Origin of the sequence: Candidatus Epulonipiscium sp. (assembly GCA_012519205.1) — a bacterium.
Lineage (GTDB): Bacteria > Bacillota > Clostridia > Lachnospirales > Defluviitaleaceae > JAAYQR01.
The window spans coordinates 87,074-104,069 of record JAAYQR010000007.1 but is presented as its reverse complement, the minus strand read 5'-3'; the positions used below and the strand labels follow the sequence as shown (position 1 = coordinate 104,069).

16 protein-coding genes are annotated in these 16,996 nt (G+C 35.4%); all 16 read right to left on the bottom strand.

Annotation, left to right across the window (positions count from 1 at the left end; translation table 11 throughout):
• Positions 1-9 precede the first annotated feature (9 nt).
• Positions 10-273 carry a 30S ribosomal protein S15 gene (rpsO, locus tag GX308_01715; protein NLK20810.1) on the bottom strand — a complete coding sequence of 88 codons (264 nt, stop codon included), beginning with the start codon at positions 271-273 and terminating at the stop codon, positions 10-12.
• Between the two features lie 148 nt (positions 274-421).
• Positions 422-1,345, bottom strand: coding sequence for a bifunctional riboflavin kinase/FAD synthetase (locus GX308_01710; GenBank protein ID NLK20809.1), 924 nt, complete (start codon positions 1,343-1,345; stop codon positions 422-424).
• Between the two features lie 11 nt (positions 1,346-1,356).
• Positions 1,357-2,268 (bottom strand): tRNA pseudouridine(55) synthase TruB, encoded by a 912-nt coding sequence (gene truB / locus GX308_01705; protein NLK20808.1) that lies wholly within the window; start codon positions 2,266-2,268, stop codon positions 1,357-1,359.
• 5 nt (positions 2,269-2,273) lie between these two features.
• Positions 2,274-3,227, bottom strand: a complete 954-nt coding sequence (locus GX308_01700) for a bifunctional oligoribonuclease/PAP phosphatase NrnA (GenBank protein ID NLK20807.1) — start codon at positions 3,225-3,227, stop codon at positions 2,274-2,276.
• A complete protein-coding gene (gene rbfA, locus GX308_01695; protein ID NLK20806.1) occupies positions 3,227-3,598 on the bottom strand; it encodes a 30S ribosome-binding factor RbfA in 372 nt (123 codons plus the stop codon). Before rbfA ends, GX308_01700 begins: the two co-directional genes overlap by 1 nt.
• A gap of 37 nt (positions 3,599-3,635) precedes the next feature.
• Entirely contained in the window at positions 3,636-5,744 is a 2,109-nt protein-coding gene (gene infB, locus GX308_01690) for a translation initiation factor IF-2 (GenBank protein ID NLK20805.1), read from the bottom strand.
• A gap of 4 nt (positions 5,745-5,748) precedes the next feature.
• On the bottom strand, positions 5,749-6,060 hold the full coding sequence (locus tag GX308_01685) for a 50S ribosomal protein L7ae (GenBank protein ID NLK20804.1): 312 nt from the start codon (positions 6,058-6,060) through the stop codon (positions 5,749-5,751).
• Positions 6,053-6,325: a YlxR family protein gene (locus GX308_01680; protein ID NLK20803.1), complete on the bottom strand. Its 273-nt coding sequence runs from the start codon at positions 6,323-6,325 to the stop codon at positions 6,053-6,055. The genes GX308_01685 and GX308_01680 overlap by 8 nt, the downstream gene beginning before the upstream one ends.
• A 15-nt stretch (positions 6,326-6,340) precedes the next feature.
• Positions 6,341-7,435, bottom strand: coding sequence for a transcription termination/antitermination protein NusA (gene nusA, locus GX308_01675; protein NLK20802.1), 1,095 nt, complete (start codon positions 7,433-7,435; stop codon positions 6,341-6,343).
• A gap of 38 nt (positions 7,436-7,473) precedes the next feature.
• On the bottom strand, positions 7,474-7,938 hold the full coding sequence (rimP, locus tag GX308_01670; protein NLK20801.1) for a ribosome maturation factor RimP: 465 nt from the start codon (positions 7,936-7,938) through the stop codon (positions 7,474-7,476).
• Positions 7,939-8,141: 203 nt separating this feature from the next.
• Positions 8,142-12,470 carry a PolC-type DNA polymerase III gene (locus tag GX308_01665; GenBank protein NLK20800.1) on the bottom strand — a complete coding sequence of 1,443 codons (4,329 nt, stop codon included), beginning with the start codon at positions 12,468-12,470 and terminating at the stop codon, positions 8,142-8,144.
• Positions 12,471-12,525: 55 nt separating this feature from the next.
• Positions 12,526-13,557 carry an RIP metalloprotease RseP gene (gene rseP, locus GX308_01660; protein NLK20799.1) on the bottom strand — a complete coding sequence of 344 codons (1,032 nt, stop codon included), beginning with the start codon at positions 13,555-13,557 and terminating at the stop codon, positions 12,526-12,528.
• Between the two features lie 5 nt (positions 13,558-13,562).
• Positions 13,563-14,699 carry a 1-deoxy-D-xylulose-5-phosphate reductoisomerase gene (locus GX308_01655; protein ID NLK20798.1) on the bottom strand — a complete coding sequence of 379 codons (1,137 nt, stop codon included), beginning with the start codon at positions 14,697-14,699 and terminating at the stop codon, positions 13,563-13,565.
• A 57-nt stretch (positions 14,700-14,756) separates the two neighbouring features.
• On the bottom strand, positions 14,757-15,572 hold the full coding sequence (locus GX308_01650; protein ID NLK20797.1) for a phosphatidate cytidylyltransferase: 816 nt from the start codon (positions 15,570-15,572) through the stop codon (positions 14,757-14,759).
• 17 nt (positions 15,573-15,589) lie between these two features.
• Positions 15,590-16,324 carry an isoprenyl transferase gene (locus GX308_01645; protein NLK20796.1) on the bottom strand — a complete coding sequence of 245 codons (735 nt, stop codon included), beginning with the start codon at positions 16,322-16,324 and terminating at the stop codon, positions 15,590-15,592.
• A gap of 111 nt (positions 16,325-16,435) precedes the next feature.
• Positions 16,436-16,993: a ribosome recycling factor gene (gene frr / locus GX308_01640; GenBank protein ID NLK20795.1), complete on the bottom strand. Its 558-nt coding sequence runs from the start codon at positions 16,991-16,993 to the stop codon at positions 16,436-16,438.
• Between the last annotated feature and the right edge of the window lie 3 nt (positions 16,994-16,996).

Sequence of the window (16,996 nt, the reverse complement as noted above, 5' to 3'; positions counted from 1 at the left end):
CTTTTCTTATTATTTTCTTATGCCAAGTTCAGAGATAATTGCACGATATCTCTCAATATCCTTTTTCATAAGATAGTTTAATAAACCTCTTCTTTGCCCTACCATCTTAAGAAGTCCTCTTCTTGAATGGTGGTCCTTTTTGTGAGACTTTAAATGTTCTGTTAAATGATTAATTCTTTCTGTAAGAATAGCAATCTGAACTTCTGGAGAACCTGTATCGTTTTCAGTTCTTCCGTGTTTTTGAATAATTTCTTGCTTTTGCAATTTGTCCATTATAAAATCCTCCTTAATTTATAAACCCCTTTTGCTAAGAATAGGTCGGAGATACCTGAATCCGAGCAAAGGTTATTCTACAAAGGTGATTATATCACTTTATAGTCTTTCTGTAAACTTTATTTTTCATTTTAAAAATGAGGCTATTTTACCAATTCTCAAAATATCTCTTGCTTTCGTTGACATCTAATTTTAATTGGCTCATTAACCCCTGTAAATTTGAGAACTTTTGTTCTTTTCTAATCCATTTATGGAACTCAACTTCTATCTCTTCATCATAAATAGATTTATTAAAATCAATCATATGGGTCTCAATATTTTTAACTTTTCCATTTACCGTAGGATTAAAGCCAATATTGGTTACACTATTATATACTTTAGCCTTATATTTTGTTCGAGTTATAAATACTCCCTCTGGAGGATATATCCTGTCTTTATACGGCAATATATTAGCTGTGGGATATCCTAATTTATGCCCTAGATTTCTCCCTTTTACTATTTTTCCGATTATACTGTAGGAAACTTCTAATAATTCATTTACCTTTTCAATATTTCCTTTTAGTAATTCTTCCCTTACTCGGGTGCTGCTTACTATGGCATTATCGTATAAAACGGGGGTCATTTCGATAACGGATATTCCCCATTGTTTTTCCCTTTCCCTTAGGAAATGGATATCACCTTTTTGTTTTTTGCCGAATTTATTATTGGTACCTATAACAATTATTTTTGTATTTAGCTCTTTTATAAGTATTTTCTCAACAAATTCTTCAGGTGAAATATTTGCAAACTCTTTTGTAAAAGGGTGTTCTATATAAGTATCTATACCTATTTCTTCCAATCTTTTTTTCTTCTCATTCCTAGAAAATATCATTCCCGGAAAATTACCCTTATTTAAAACAATTTGTGGATGGGGATAAAATGAAAAAATGATGGATTGTAAACCCATATCCTCTCCTACCTTTTTAACAGTATTAATAAGTTTTCTATGCCCCAAATGAATTCCATCAAAATTTCCTAGGGTTATGACACTAGGTAGATTTTGAGATATATTTACATTAGATATATATTTCATAATAAAGCCCCTTACAAAAATAATTTCAATGGTTTTAGGTAATATTCCGTCCCCTCAGCTTTGATTTTGTACAACCCCACAAATTGATTAGAAAAATCGTATACCTTAAAAATTTCACTGGAATTGATTTTTTCTATCTTTTCCATTGCATAGGAAATATGAAGCTTGTTTCCGTTTTTTAAGGCCTTTTCACCGGTCGATTGGATTTTTATCTTAGGGTAGGTATCAAACAACTTTTCCACCTTAACCATTGCTCCATCAACTTTTCCTTTTAAAACTAATTCTTTCAAATCACCTAATTTAATGCTGTTTTGGATATTGAATATCCCTACCTCTGTTCTAATTAAACCATTCATATGGGCTCCAAACCCTAATTTTTCACCGATATCCGCGCAAAGCGTCCTAATATAAGTACCCTTAGAACATTTTACATCTATTTGAATTTGATCTGGGGGCATGAAGGCGTGGATGTCTATATTATAAATGGTAATCTTCCGTGGCTTTCTTTCGATGGTTTTACCCTGTCTTGCCAATTCATATAGCTTCTTGCCATTTACTTTAATAGCTGAATACATGGGGGGAATTTGTTCATGTTCACCTACAAATGTATCCACTGCCTGCCTAATATCTTCTTCATTAAAAATCACAGGTTTTTTTGTAATAATATCTCCTGTATGGTCTTCGGTTGTGGTAGTGGTTCCAAGCTTAACCACTGCTCTATATATCTTTTTTTGGTCAGTTATATATTCTACGGCTTTTGTAGCCTTTCCTATACAAATTGGCAAAACCCCTTCTGCTTCAGGGTCTAAAGTTCCTGTATGACCTATTTTTTTTTGGTTCAATATTTTTCTAGCTACAGCTACTACATCATGGGAAGTATATCCCTTTTCTTTGTAAATATTTAAAATACCATTCAAGTTCATATCTCCTAAAATAATTCTTTTAATACTACATTGAATACCTCTTCTTTAGCCTTATGAATAGGCATACTTAAAGAGCAGCCGGAAGCCTTTTTATGTCCGCCTCCTTTAAATAATTGCGCTACACTACATACATCCTTATCTCCTGAAGAACGAAAGCTTACCTTAATATCATTATCTTTCTTTTCGTATATAAGGATAGCCACCGTTACACCTTCTATATTTTTCATGAAAGAAATGATTCCTTCTGTGTCATCTGTACCGGCGCCTAGGGCATCCATTTCTTTTCGGGTTAAGGTGCATATACAAATTTCATTATTATAGGCAATCTCCATCTTATTTAGGGCATATCCTAATAATTTTGCAGAGGCTAAAGACCTTAAATGAAATAATTTATCAAGAATTTTTGTGAAGTCAAAATCATATTGTAGCAAATCCGAAATTACCCTATGGGTAGAGGAAGTTGTGCTGCTATGTCTAAAGTTTCCTGTGTCATAGGCTATGCCTGCATAAATAGATTGTGCTATTGTCCCATCAAAAGGAATGCCACAATCTTTTATGAGCCCATATATCATTTCAGATGTTGAAGATGCTTGGGAATCGACATAATAATAATGTCCATATTTGGGATTGCTTATATGATGGTCAATATTAATTGAAATAGGGGCATTATCAAAGTAGGATATATAATCCCCCAGCCGCTCTTTATCTCCACAGTCTAAGGCTATGAATAACTCTAGGGGAATATCCCTAGGATATTCTTCAAAAATAAATTCTTCCCCAGATAAAAAAGCATATTTTTTAGGCCGTTCATTGATAAGAATTATAGGTTTTTTACCGTTTTTATAAAGAGCCAATGCCAAGGCAGTACAGGAGCCGATAGCATCCCCATCAGGATTTATGTGGGTTGCTATCGCTATGTACTTATGATTTTGTATTTGTTTTATGATATCCTTTTTCATTATTTGATATCCTCTTTTGCATCTTGGTTTATATCATCTAATATCTTTGAAAGATGTATACCATATTCAATTGAATCATCCAGTTTAAATATAAATTCCGGGGTATTTCTTAAGTTAATTCTTCTGGCAATCTCTCTCCTTATAAATCCCCCGGCGCTTTTTAGTCCTTCCAAAACTCCTTCTTTTTGATTCTTATCTCCCATGACGCTGATGTAAACCTTACAGTGCTTTAAATCATTGGTTGTATCAACATTGATAACACTTACCATCAACTGATTAATTCTTGGGTCTTTTAAATCTTGACGGATGATATCACTTATTTCTTTTTTAATTTCTTCATTGATTCTTGTCATTCTTGAACTTTTCGACATATTCAACCACCATTCCGCCCTTATGGCAAATATTTGTTTAGGCCCTTGGGATTTCCTCCATAATAAAGGCCTCTGCTATGTCTCCTTCTTTTATATCATTGAACTTTTCAAAGGTTAAACCGCATTCATACCCGCTGTTAACTTCTTTTACATCATCTTTAAATCTCTTAAGGGAACTAAGCTGCCCTTCATATATAACAATACCATTTCTAACAATACGTACTTTGCTATTCCTAGTAAATTTACCGTCTTGAACATAGGCACCGCCGATGGTGCCAATACCCGATACCTTAAATGTCTGACGAATTTCTGCATGACCTATTACCTTTTCCTTGTATTCCGGATCGAGCATTCCTTTCATAGCTGCCTCAATATCTTCGATTGCATTATAGATAACGCGATATAGCCTAATGTCTACCTTCTCACTATCAGCTACTGATTTTGCCCCTGTTTCCGGTCTAACATTAAATCCAATGATGATTGCATTAGAAGCTGATGCCAGCATAACGTCAGATTCGGTAATAGCCCCAACGCCCCCATGAATTGTATGGATTCTAACTTCCTCATTAGATAGGCGTTCTAGGCCCTGTTTTACTGCCTCTACAGAACCTTGAACATCGGCTTTAACTACAATATTTAATTGTTTAACATTACCGGATTGTATTTGACTAAATAAATCGTCTAAGGAAACCTTATTAGGAGTTGCCCTTAGGGATTGCTCTCTATCATGGATAGCTAGGGTATTTGCAATTTGTCTTGCCTGTTTATCATTTTCAGTTACATAAAACATATCCCCTGCTGTTGGTACCTCTGATAAACCTAAAATTTCAACTGGGGTAGAAGGTCCTGCTTTTTTAACCCGACGGCCTCTATCATCCATCATTGCTCTTATTCTTCCAAAAGCTGCCCCTGCAACAATGGGATCCCCTACTTCTAAGGTGCCTCCTTGAACAAGAACAGTTGCTACGGGACCTCTGCCTTTATCTAATTCTGCTTCAACGATGGTTCCTTTTGCTTTTTTATCAGGGTTAGCCTTTAACTCTCCCATTTCTGCTACTAGTAAAACCATTTCTAGTAAAGTATCCAAGTTGGTTTTTTGGAGAGCTGAAACAGGTACACAGATTGTATCACCGCCCCAATCTTCTGCAAGAAGTCCATGATCGGCCAATTCTTGTTTAACACGGTCGGGGTTTGCTCCTGGTTTATCCATTTTATTGATTGCTACTATAATTTGGATGTTTGCAGCCCTTGCGTGATTAATGGCCTCTATCGTTTGGGGCATTACACCATCGTCTGAAGCTACAACCAATATGGCAATATCCGTTACCTGGGCTCCTCGCATTCTCATGGCAGTAAATGCCTCATGACCCGGTGTATCAAGGAAAGTAATCTTTTTACCTGCAATCTCAACCATGGAAGCTCCTATGTGCTGAGTAATGTCTCCTGCTTCCCTGGCAGTTACATTACTTTGTCTAATAGCATCCAAAAGTGAAGTTTTTCCGTGGTCAACATGCCCCATTATAACAACTATAGGAGGTCTTTCTGTAAGATCTTCTGGATTATCTGGCTCCTCATTAAGAAGTTCTTTTGCTAGATCTATTTCCTTTTCTTCCTCTACCAAAACATCAAATTCTTCTGCCACTTGGGAAGCCATTTCAAAATCTATTTCTTGATTAATAGATGCCATGATACCTTTTGATATCAATATTTTTATTACCTCTGTAGGGGATTGATTTAGCTTATCTGAAAAATCTTGCACAGTAATTTTGCTTGGTAGTTCAATCACTTTTAAGGTTTCTTCCTCTAAATTACTTTCTGTAGAATCCTCTTTTGCAGCAGGTTTATTTTTATTACTTTCTTCATTTTTACTTTCTTTATCTGCTAAGTCATTGGACTCTTTTTCAAATTCTTCTTTATCATTTTGTTCTTCTTTTGATTTTTTTGCTGGTTTATCTTTTACTAATTCGTCTTCTTCGCTGGTATAAAAGTCAATAATGAGCTGCGCCTCCTCGCCTTTTAGGGTTCCCATATGACTATGTACTTCAATCCCGAACTCTTTTAACTGTTTGATTAATTCTTTACTACTTATATTTAACTGTTTTGCAATTTCATATACTCGGATTTTTGACAAATAATCCACCTCCAAATATTCATATAACCTTATGATCTAGTAACTGTCTTATTTTATATGAAAGGTTTTTATCGGTTACAGCCAGAGAAGCTCTTTCTTCCTTACCTATGGCCTTCCCCAATCTTTTTTTAGTACCAAATTCATATAAAGGTATATTTCTATAATTACATTTGTCTTTAAATAACTTTTTCGTATTCGCCGATGCATCCTCCGCAACAATAACAAGTTTTGCTTCCTCGGATTTTATTGCCTGCTCACATTGGTATTCTCCGGATAAGAGCTTTCTTGCTTTTTGACATAGTCCCAACATAAAAAATATCGAATCACTCATTATTATTTTTCAGCTCACTTTTTAATGTTTCATATATTTCATTTGGAACATTTATCTTAAAAGATCTTTCTAAGCCTTTTATCTTTTGTGCTTTTAATAAACATTCTTCATTAGGGCAGATATAAGCCCCCCGTCCCGGCTTTTTACCCGTATAATCTAGGGATATTTCTCCTTCTTTGTTTCTTACAATCCGTATTAATTCTTTTTTGTTTTTCATTTCTTGGCAGCCAGTACATTTTCTAAGAGGAATTTTTCTTTTTTTCATACTCTCACTCCTCGTTTATTCTATGCTTGTTTCAAGCTCTTTTTTACTTTCTTCTGTTTCTTCAATAAACCCTGCTTTTTCAGCTTGGGATTCACTTTTAATATCAATTCTCCAGCCTGTTAATTTTGCGGCTAATCTTGCGTTTTGCCCCTCTTTACCAATGGCTAAGGAAAGTTGATAATCCGGTACTACGACCTTAGCACTTTTTTCTTCCTCGTTAACTACTACATTAATTACTTTAGAAGGACTTAAAGAAGCAGCAATATATGCTTTTGGATCTTCATCCCATTGAATGATATCTATTTTTTCTCCCCTGAGCTCATTGACAATCACATTTACTCTTTGTCCATTTTGTCCCACACAGGAACCTACAGGATCCACCTCAGGATTTTTAGAATAAACTGCCATTTTAGTTCTTGAACCGGCCTCTCTTGAAATACTCTTTATTTCGACAATACCTTCATATACCTCAGGAACCTCCTGTTCAAAGAGCCTTTTAACAAGTTCAGGATGGGTCCTTGATACATATATTTGTGGTCCTTTTGTGGTTTGTTTTACTTCTAGTACATATATTTTGATCCGTGTATTAAATTCGTAGTCTTCTCCGATAATTTGTTCGTTAGGGGGAAGAATGGCTTCTGTTTTTCCTAAGTTAATCATAACATTTTTTCTTTCTTTCCTTTGAACAATCCCTGTTATGATATCCTTTTCTTTGGTAATGTATTGATTGTATATTATTTCTCTTTCGGCTTCTCTTATTCTTTGAACCACTACTTGTTTAGCTGCTTGGGCAGCTATCCTCCCAAAATTTTTCGGAGTAACCTCAATATCTACAATATCACCTAATTCATACTCTGGCTTAATTTTTTTTGCGTCTTCCAACAAAATTTCCAAGGCATCATTTTCTACCTCTTCGACCACTATTTTTTGTGCATAAACAGCCACATCTCCCTTTTCTCGATTGATAAGCACCTTAACATTTTGTGAAGTACCAAAATTCTTTTTACAAGCTGATACCAAGGATGTTTCGATTGCTTCAATAAGAAGTTCCTTATCAATCCCCTTTTCTTGTGCTAACTGTTCTAATGCATCGATGAAGTCGCCGCTCATCTTCTTTACCTCCTCAATATAACAATGATAATCTATAATTAAAATAAAATTGCCAACCGAATCATAGCAATATCATCTCTGTCAAAATTCAATTCATGACTATCTTCATCTGTGATAGTTACAATATTATCCTTTAATCCTTGCAACTCACCTCTGTATTCCTTCTTTTTATTAAAGGCCTTGTAAAGCTTAATATCTACAATGTCTCCCTTAAACCTTTTAAAATCTGATTCTTTCTTAAGGGGTCTATCTAACCCTGGTGAACTTACCTCTAAGATATAAGCATTATCTATAGGATCCTCTTCATCTAGTATTTGTTCTAGTTCTTTTGAAACGATTTCACAATCATCGATTGTGATTCCTCCTTCTTTATCAATAAAAACCCTAAGGTACCAATTGGTTCCTTCTTTCACATACTCTAAATCTACCAATTCAAATCCATGCTCCTTCGTAATTGGTTCCAAGTAAGATTGTACAATATGTTCAACCTTTTGTTTTGACATATTTTCATCCTCCCATATTCATCTTCTTTCTTTATAGTCTTTTTAAAAAGTCCCTTTACTATGCATCTTGTTTATCCAATGCCATAATACAATAGAAAGAGTGGGCGAAAACCCACTCTTTTGACAAACTTCATATTAAAAATACCCACTATCAATCATTATAGCATTAGCTGTTAATAAATGCAAGGATAAGTCTATAGTATTTAAAACAGGCTTAATTGACTGGTTTCGGGCATTCCTGAAAGCATATTATTTTCTTTCATAATTTCTATAACCGTTCTGCTTATCCTTGTTCTTTCTCTTAAATCTTCAATAGATAAGAACTCCTTTTGGTTTCTTGCCTCAACTATGCTACATGCTGCTGTATTACCTAAACCTTGCAGTGCATTTAGAGGGGGTAAAAGCCCTCCTTTTGTTATTTTGAATTTTAGGGCATCGGATTGATACAAATCAATGGAGGTAAATGTCAATCCCCTTGCGTACATTTCTAATACAATCTCTAAAACTGTAAGCGTTCCCTTTTCTTTTGTAGTAAGGTCATTTCCTTTTTCCTCAAGTTCTTTTATGATAGATTTTACTCTATTCGGCCCCTTACACATTAAGGTATAATCGAAATCCTCTGCCCTTACTGTAAAGTAGGTAGCATAAAAAGCTTCTGGATGATACACCTTAAAATAGGCTATTCTAAATGCCATCATAACATATGCCGCCGCATGGGCCTTTGGAAACATATATTTTATCTTTTTACAAGAGCTAATGTACCACTGTGGAACCCCACAAGCTTTCATTGCTTCTTCATCTTCTGGATCAAGACCTTTTCCTTTTCTTACCTTTTCCATGATTTTAAATGAGAGCTTTTTCTCTACCCCTTTAATAATCAAATAGACCATAATATCATCTCGGGTAGATATCACCTCTGAAAGGGTTGCAGTGCCTTCTCGGACCAAATCCTGGGCATTGTTTAACCACACATCCGTTCCATGGGACAATCCTGAGATACGAATAAGTTCCGCAAAGGTCTTAGGCTTCGTATCAACCAACATTTGCCTTACAAATTTTGTACCAAATTCAGGTAGACCAAATGTTCCTACTTCGCTATTAATATCTTCAGGAGTAATTCCTAAAGCCTTTGTAGAGGTAAATAAAGAAATAGTTTTTTTATCATCTAAAAGGATTTCCGTAGCATTGATCCCTGTTAAATCTTCAAGCATTTTAATAACCGTGGGGTCGTCATGGCCTAGTATATCTAATTTTAGTAGCCTTCCGCTAATGGAGTTATAATCAAAATGAGTAGTGGTAGTAGTTGACTTAACGTCATTAGCAGGTCTTTGAACAGGACAAAATTCGTAAATCTCATGGTCCCTTGGTACAACCATTAGTCCTCCGGGATGCTGACCTGTTGTCCTTTTTATTCCCGTGCATCCTTTAATCAGACGGTTTATTTCTGCATTTCTAGCAATAATATTTTTTCCTTCTAAATATTTTCTTACGAATCCATAGGCTGTTTTTTCAGCTAAAGTGCCTATGGTTCCTGCCCTGAACACATGGCCTTCCCCGAACAGTTCCTCTGTATAGGCATGGGCCCTAGGCTGATAATCCCCAGAGAAGTTAAGATCAATATCCGGCTCCTTATCGCCATCAAACCCTAGAAAAGTTTCAAAAGGAATATCATGGCCGTCCTTATTCATTACTGTACCACAATTCGGACAATTTTTATCCGGCATATCACATCCTGAGCCCCCTGCAAAGGATTTAACAGTTTCAGAATCGAAATCTGAGGTCTTACATTTTGGACAAATGTAGTGAGGGGGAAGTGGGTTTACCTCTGTGATGGATGCCATGGTGGCAACGAAGGAGGAACCTACAGATCCCCTTGAACCAACTAGATACCCGTCTTCTAGGGACCTCCAAACCAATTTTTGTGCAATGATATATAAAACCGCAAAACCATTTTTGATGATGGAGCCTAACTCCCTATCTAATCTTTGCTGTACCGGTGGGGGTAAAGGAGTCCCATATATATCCTTTGCCTTTTTCATAGTAATCTTTGTGAGTTCTTCCTCTGCTCCATCTATTTTGGGTGGGAATGTTTCATCAGGAATAGGTTTTATCTCTTCTACCATCTGCTCAATCTTATTAGGATTATCTATTACGACTTGTCTTGCAATTTCCTCGCCTAGGTATGAAAATTCTAAGAGCATTTCATCCGTTGTACGCAGGTATAAGGGGGCCTGATTGTCTGCATCGGAAAATCCCTGACCTGCCATAATAATTCTTCTAAAGACCTCATCCCTAGGGTCTAGAAAGTGAACATCGCAGGTAGCAACTACAGGTTTTTTAATTTCCTCCCCTAACCTAACGATATTTTTATTAATCTCTCTTAATCCTTCTATTTTTTCTATGGTTCCATTATCAATTAGAAATTGATTATTCCCTAGGGGCTGCACTTCTAAATAATCATAAAAAGAAGCAATTTCCTCTATTTCTTCCTTTGTTTTTTTATTAAGAAATGCCCTATATAATTCCCCTGCTTCACAGGCAGTACCGATTATTAAACCCTCTTTATGTTTTAGGTATAAACTTTTAGAGATTCTAGGCCTTTTATGAAAATAATTAATATGGGATTGGGATACCAATTTATATAAATTAACTAAACCTGTTTGATTTTTAACCAATATCACTGCGTGATATGTCTTTAGTTTCTTTATATCTATGGTATCGCTGGCTAGAGTATTGATTTCATTTAGATTTTTAATTCCTTGTGCCGTTAATATTTCCATGGAGCTTATTAAAATCTCCGCTGTTGCTTTTGCATCATCCACGGCCCTATGGTGATTTTCCAGTGAAATATTTAAATGCTCGGCAACCGCATTTAATTTATGTCTTTTTAATGTTGGAAATAATAACCTTGATAATTCTAGGGTATCTAATACAGTATTATTAACGGTTGTATCATACAAATCAGCAAAATATCGTATAAACCCCATATCAAAACTGGCATTATGGGCCACAAGGATGCTATCTCCTACAAAATCTAAAAATTGAGGTAATACTTCCTTTACTGTAAGGGAGTCCTTTACCATTTCATCGGTGATTTTCGTTAATTCTTGTATTTTTTCCGGTATAGGCATTTCGGGATTTACAAAACTATTGTAGTAATCGACTATTTCCCCATTTTTAATTTTCACAGCACCTATTTCTGTTATTTTATCCCTTCCTACATGCAGGCCTGTTGTTTCAATGTCAAATACAGTAAAAATATCGTTTAAGGTTTGTCCCCTTGGAGATGATACAATAGCCCTCAAATCATCTACTAAATAAGCTTCCATGCCATAAATGATTTTGATTCCATATTTTTTTCCTGCAGCCGCAGCATCGGGATAGGCTTGGACAACTCCATGATCAGTGATTGCGATGGCACTATGCCCCCATTTTGCAGCCCTTTGTACCAAAGCCTCTACAGATGTTATCCCATCCATACTGCTCATTTGTGTATGGGTATGAAGTTCTACCCTTTTTTTATGTGCCTTGTCTACTCTTATTTTTGTTAAAGGAATTTCGACAATATCCCTTGCCATAACAACAAATTCTCTAGAATAGGTATCAAACTGTACAAATCCCCTTATTTTAATATGCGCATTTACTTTTAATCTTTCTTTGACTGAATTTTCGAAGACATCTTTTTTCAAAAAGGCTTTGACTGTAACGGAATCCTCATAATCTGTAATATCAAAAACAACTATATATTTGCTATTTTTGATTTCCCTATACTCACTTGAGATGATATCTCCTTCAATGATAACTTCCCCTAATTCTTCAGAAACTTCTTTGATTTTTATTGGGGTACCAGTTATATCCTTCCCTAAGATAAGAGGAGTTATTAACTCATTGATACCTGACTCGCTCTTTTTACCTAATTTCAATATAGGAGCCATTGCCATTTCACGGATAATATCTTGTTCTTGGGAGGATAAATTCTTTTCGTATTCCTCTTTCTTACCTTTTGATATTTTATCCTCCTTAAAAAGAACTTCGATATTAAGTCCTAAACCACTGTTTATTATGGACTTAATATGTTTATCAAGGCCCTTTTTCTTCAAATAAAATAATTGGTGATTATTAACCGATATAATAAGATTGTTTTGCTGGAGTTTCCATTCACAATCTTTTAAAATCCCAGTGCAAATTGGATTTTGATTATAAATGGAGTAAATGATATTATCCCAATACAAATGCAACAGCTTCTTGGGAGATAAATCTGAAATCTTGTTGCTTTTTTCTATGGGAATCTTAGCCTTTAAGGAAACATCACTGATACCGGGGAATTGGTTTTTTATTTGAAATCCTAAACCATCTAATACCCCTTGATGTATGATTGTATCGGTTAGTAGGAATATCTCCATGGACTTTGATTCTTTAATGATACGAATATTACTTATTTGCGCTTCTTTTAACGTTTCCTTAATAGAATCATCCATATGAACCTTAGGAAATACATTTATAAAATGACGACAGTTTTCATTTTGCTCCATTGAAAGGCCCCCTGTATCTCATTACATCCAATAGAATAAGTATATGACCCATCTTTTAACTGACTACCATTCTAACAATATCATTATATACAATAAAGACCATCAATATCATTAATAAGACAAATCCTGCAAAGTGAATAAAACCCTCTTTCTCAACATCTATGGGTTTTCCTCTTATTGCTTCGATAATGAGGAATACTAATCTTCCACCATCTAGGGCGGGAATTGGCAGTAAGTTCATAACTCCTAAATTAGCACTAATTAAGGAAGCAACATACAAAACATACTGAACTGCTATAAAGAAACTGGATTTTAAGCCGGTTTCATAGGCTTCACCAATAATACCAATTACCCCTATAGGACCTGCTACCTGATCTTTGCCTATTTGTCCTGTGATAATCCTAACAAACCCAATGACTGTTTGTTTAACAAGAAAGGCTACCTGCCAAAATCCTTCCCTTATAGTACTGGCAAAATTCCCGCTACCTTCCTCTAAGCTAAATCCTAGAAGCCATTGATTGTATTTTGGGTCTAAGGCGGGGCTGACTGTCTTTTTAATCTTTTCCCCATTCCTTAGTATAATCACTTCAACAGGCCTACCCTCTGTCTCGTTTATGATAAAGTTCATTTCTTCCCTTACATGAATTTTTTGATTATCGATTGAAATCACCTTATCTCCCGATTGGAAATCCGCCCTTTCTGCTGGTGTATCAGGGTAAACCTCCCTAACAATTGTGGTGGAATAACCATTAACAGTCAAAAACCAAATGGTAATCCCTAGGGCTAAAAGTAAATTCATAATAGGACCGGCGGCTATGATTGCTATACGAACGCCTACGGATTTATTAGTAAAGGATCTCTCGTCCTCAGAAGCATCATCTTCCCCTAACATCTTGCAAAACCCTCCGAGGGGCAATGCACGAATAGAATAAACAGTTTCTTTGTATTTTTTGCCAAATAGTTTAGGTCCCATCCCGATAGCAAATTCCTCTACCTTAACCCCATTTTTTTTTGCTACGATATAATGCCCAAATTCATGAATTAAGATAATAATTCCAAATACTATAATTGCTAGTAATATGGTCAATACAATCACCTGCCCTTAGAAATTTTCCTTGCCCATAAATCTACATCCAAAACATCCGATAAGGTCGGATGTTTTATTACATTATGCATATTCATTGTATCTTCAATGATTCTAGAAATATCTAAAAATTGTATTTCTTTTTTTACAAATCTTTCTACCGCTATTTCATTGGCTGCATTCAGCACTACTGCCATAGTACCCCCTATATTTAAGGCATCATAGGCCAATTGTAAACATTTAAAAACAGATGTATCCGGTAATTCAAAGGTAAACAGATTCCTTTTCGTGAAATCCACCCTGGGCCAATTATTTTTAATACGCTTGGGATAGGTAAGAGCGTATTGAATCGGAAATCTCATATCAGGTTCTCCTACCTGGGCCATAATAGAACCGTCTTCAAATTCCACCATGGAATGAATCATGCTTTGTGGGTGAACTACCACCTCAATTTGACTAAGTTCTACATCAAACAGCCATTTTGCTTCAATAACTTCTAACCCCTTATTCATCATGGTGGCAGAGTCTATAGTTATTTTTGTCCCCATATCCCAATTAGGGTGCTTTAGGGCTTCTTCAACTGTCACTTCCTTAAGTTCCTTAATAGTTCTGCCGCGAAAGGGTCCCCCTGAGGCAGTTAGTATAATTCGCTCTATAGGGTTGTTCACATTTCCCTGTAAACACTGAAATATCGCCGAATGTTCACTATCGACCGGAAGAATATTAACCCCATTTTTTTTAGCTTCATTTATTATAATTTCCCCTGCCGTAACTAGAGTTTCCTTATTGGCTAGGGCAATATCCTTTTTATTTTGGATAGCTTTAAAGGTCGGGATTAATCCGATTATACCTACAACAGATGTAACGACCGTATCAATTTCTTCCATTGTAGCCACTTCAACTAAGCCTTCCATGCTGGTTAATATTTCTGTGGTATTTCCTATTCTTCTTTTTAGTTCATAGGCTTTATTTTCATCCATCACAGCAACCTTTTTAGGATGAAATTCTTTAATTTGTTTTTCTAATAAATCTATGTTTTTATCTGCTGTTAATCCTTCTACCTTAATATTCCCCAAATTTCTTACAGCATCCAAGGTCTGAGTTCCAATGGAACCGGTTGAGCCTAATATAGAAATAGATTTCAACGTCTTCACTCCATTTGTCCATCCTTAAATTCGGATATAAGTATTTTACTGCAAATCCTAAGATATTTTCAAATAAGCATCTGCTAAAACGATTAAATAATATACCAAAGGAGCTGTAAATAGGATGCTATCAAATCTATCTAATACGCCCCCATGGCCTGGGAATAATTTTCCATAATCCTTTATATCCACCAGCCTTTTAATTGAGGATGCCGTTAAATCACCTAATTGGGATATGATTGCCCCCATGGCTCCTATCACTGCACATACCATAAGGAAATTTGGTATGGATATATTTCTAAAATATAAAAGGACTCCCCCGTATAATAATGCCAATAAAGCCCCGCCAACCACTCCACCTAATGCACCTTCAATGGTTTTTTTAGGGCTTACATTGGGGCAGAGTTTATGTTTTCCAATGGTAATACCTGTAAAATATGCCCCTGTATCACTTCCCCAAGCGCTAATAAAAATCAACCATATAAATACATCCCCATATGCATAGTTTCTAACTTTGAGAATATAGGAAAACAAAACGCATATGTAGAAAAACCCTATAAAAGTAATAGCCCCATCAATAATAGTATATTTTTCATGAAAAAATATAATACTTAAAAATATACAAAATAAAAAGCATACCATAAAGGCAAAATACCATTCTACCTTGGGAAACGTAAACAAAATAAAACTTAAAGTAAAAACATAACCTACGGGCTTTATTGTATTAACCTTTTTGTCCATAGCCCTATAAAATTCATATATACCAACCAGGGAAATAAAGCAAACTGCTGCTTTTAACACCCATCCCCCTACGATTATTATTCCTAAAAGTAATGGTATACCCAATATCGCTGTAATTATACGTACACGCAATACAATCTCCTCCGATATTAAACTCCTCCGAAACGGCGGTTTCTGTTCTGATATTCATAAATTGCCCTATAAAAATCATCTTCATTATAATCCGGCCATAATATATCTGTAAAATATAATTCACTATAAGCAATTTGCCATAATAAAAAATTACTGATTCTTTGTTCCCCACTGGTTCTGATTACAAAATCAGGATCGGGCATATCCCTTGTATCCAAATATGTAGGAATGGTCTCTTGAGTAATGGCATCGATAGTGATTTTACCCTCTAAAATATCTTGCCCTATCTTCCGCATCGCCCGAGTTATTTCATCGCGACTGCCATAGTTTAGGGCTATATGCAGATGGAGGCCATTTTTATTAACCGTTATTTCCTGGAGTTTTTTGATTTGATTTTGGATATCCGCATCTAACTTGTTTGTATCTCCCATTATATCTATTTTAATGTTATTTTTACCCGAGTCCCTCAAATATTGATTTAGGTATTCCCTAAGCAACTTCATTAGGCTGTTTACTTCATCTTCAGGTCTATTCCAGTTTTCCGTAGAAAAGGCGTACACCGTAAGGTGCTTTATACCTAAAGAGTTAGCGGCATCCGATATTTTTTGTAATGCTTTTGTTCCTGCCCTATGCCCGGATGTCCTTGATTTGTTTCTGATTTTTGCCCAGCGACCATTGCCATCCATAATAATGGCTATATGCCTTGGTAGGTTGTTTAGTTGAATTTTTTCTTTATAGCCACTTTTATCCATTACTACCTCCTAAATATTCAGTTAAAAGATAAAATAATGCTAAGCCCAATTTGACTGCTAAAGGCAACCATCAATAAAATACCCCTCCAAGGAAGGGGCATATGTATGCTGCTATACTGAAAGAATATCTTTACTTTTATTTTCTACATGTTTATCAATATCTTCAATGTAGCGGTCTGTTAATTTTTGTATGTCTACTTCTGCATCTTTTAAATCATCTTCGCTGATATCCCCAGCCTTTTGGAGCTTTTTAAAATAATCAATTGCTTCTCTCCTTGTGTTTCTTATAGCAATTTTGGCTTCTTCACCTTTTTTCTTTACATCCTTTGTTAATTCTTTTCTTCTTTCTTCAGTTAATTCAGGAAAAACCAATCGAATAGATTTCCCATCATTATTAGGGGTTATTCCAATATCCGATATCAAAATAGCCTTTTCAATATCCTTAAGGACAGAGGTATCCCAAGGTTGTATCAGTATCACTCTTGCTTCTGGTACGCTGACATTTCCAACTTGTTGAAGTGGAGTTTGGACACCGTAATAACTTACTGAAATTCTGTCCAATATATGTGGATTAGCTCTTCCAGCTCTAATGGTGTTATATTCATCCAACAATGAAGCAATCGTTTTTTTCATCTTTTCTTCATATGCAGCATATTGTTTACTATCCATAAT

Bases quoted from the DNA above. Each gene is read 5' to 3' on its own strand.
- nusA (NLK20802.1), bottom strand. From the start codon at position 7,435: ATGAGCGGCGACTTCATCGATGCATTAGAACAGTTAGCACAAGAAAAG.
- rimP (NLK20801.1), bottom strand. From the start codon at position 7,938: ATGTCAAAACAAAAGGTTGAACATATTGTACAATCTTACTTGGAACCA.
- GX308_01665 (NLK20800.1), bottom strand. From the start codon at position 12,470: ATGGAGCAAAATGAAAACTGTCGTCATTTTATAAATGTATTTCCTAAG.
- GX308_01685 (NLK20804.1), bottom strand. From the start codon at position 6,060: ATGAGTGATTCGATATTTTTTATGTTGGGACTATGTCAAAAAGCAAGA.
- frr (NLK20795.1), bottom strand. From the start codon at position 16,993: ATGGATAGTAAACAATATGCTGCATATGAAGAAAAGATGAAAAAAACG.
- rpsO (NLK20810.1), bottom strand. From the start codon at position 273: ATGGACAAATTGCAAAAGCAAGAAATTATTCAAAAACACGGAAGAACT.
- truB (NLK20808.1), bottom strand. From the start codon at position 2,268: ATGAACTTGAATGGTATTTTAAATATTTACAAAGAAAAGGGATATACT.
- rbfA (NLK20806.1), bottom strand. From the start codon at position 3,598: ATGTCGAAAAGTTCAAGAATGACAAGAATCAATGAAGAAATTAAAAAA.
- GX308_01710 (NLK20809.1), bottom strand. From the start codon at position 1,345: ATGAAATATATATCTAATGTAAATATATCTCAAAATCTACCTAGTGTC.
- GX308_01700 (NLK20807.1), bottom strand. From the start codon at position 3,227: ATGAAAAAGGATATCATAAAACAAATACAAAATCATAAGTACATAGCG.
- GX308_01645 (NLK20796.1), bottom strand. From the start codon at position 16,324: ATGGATAAAAGTGGCTATAAAGAAAAAATTCAACTAAACAACCTACCA.
- GX308_01680 (NLK20803.1), bottom strand. From the start codon at position 6,325: ATGAAAAAAAGAAAAATTCCTCTTAGAAAATGTACTGGCTGCCAAGAA.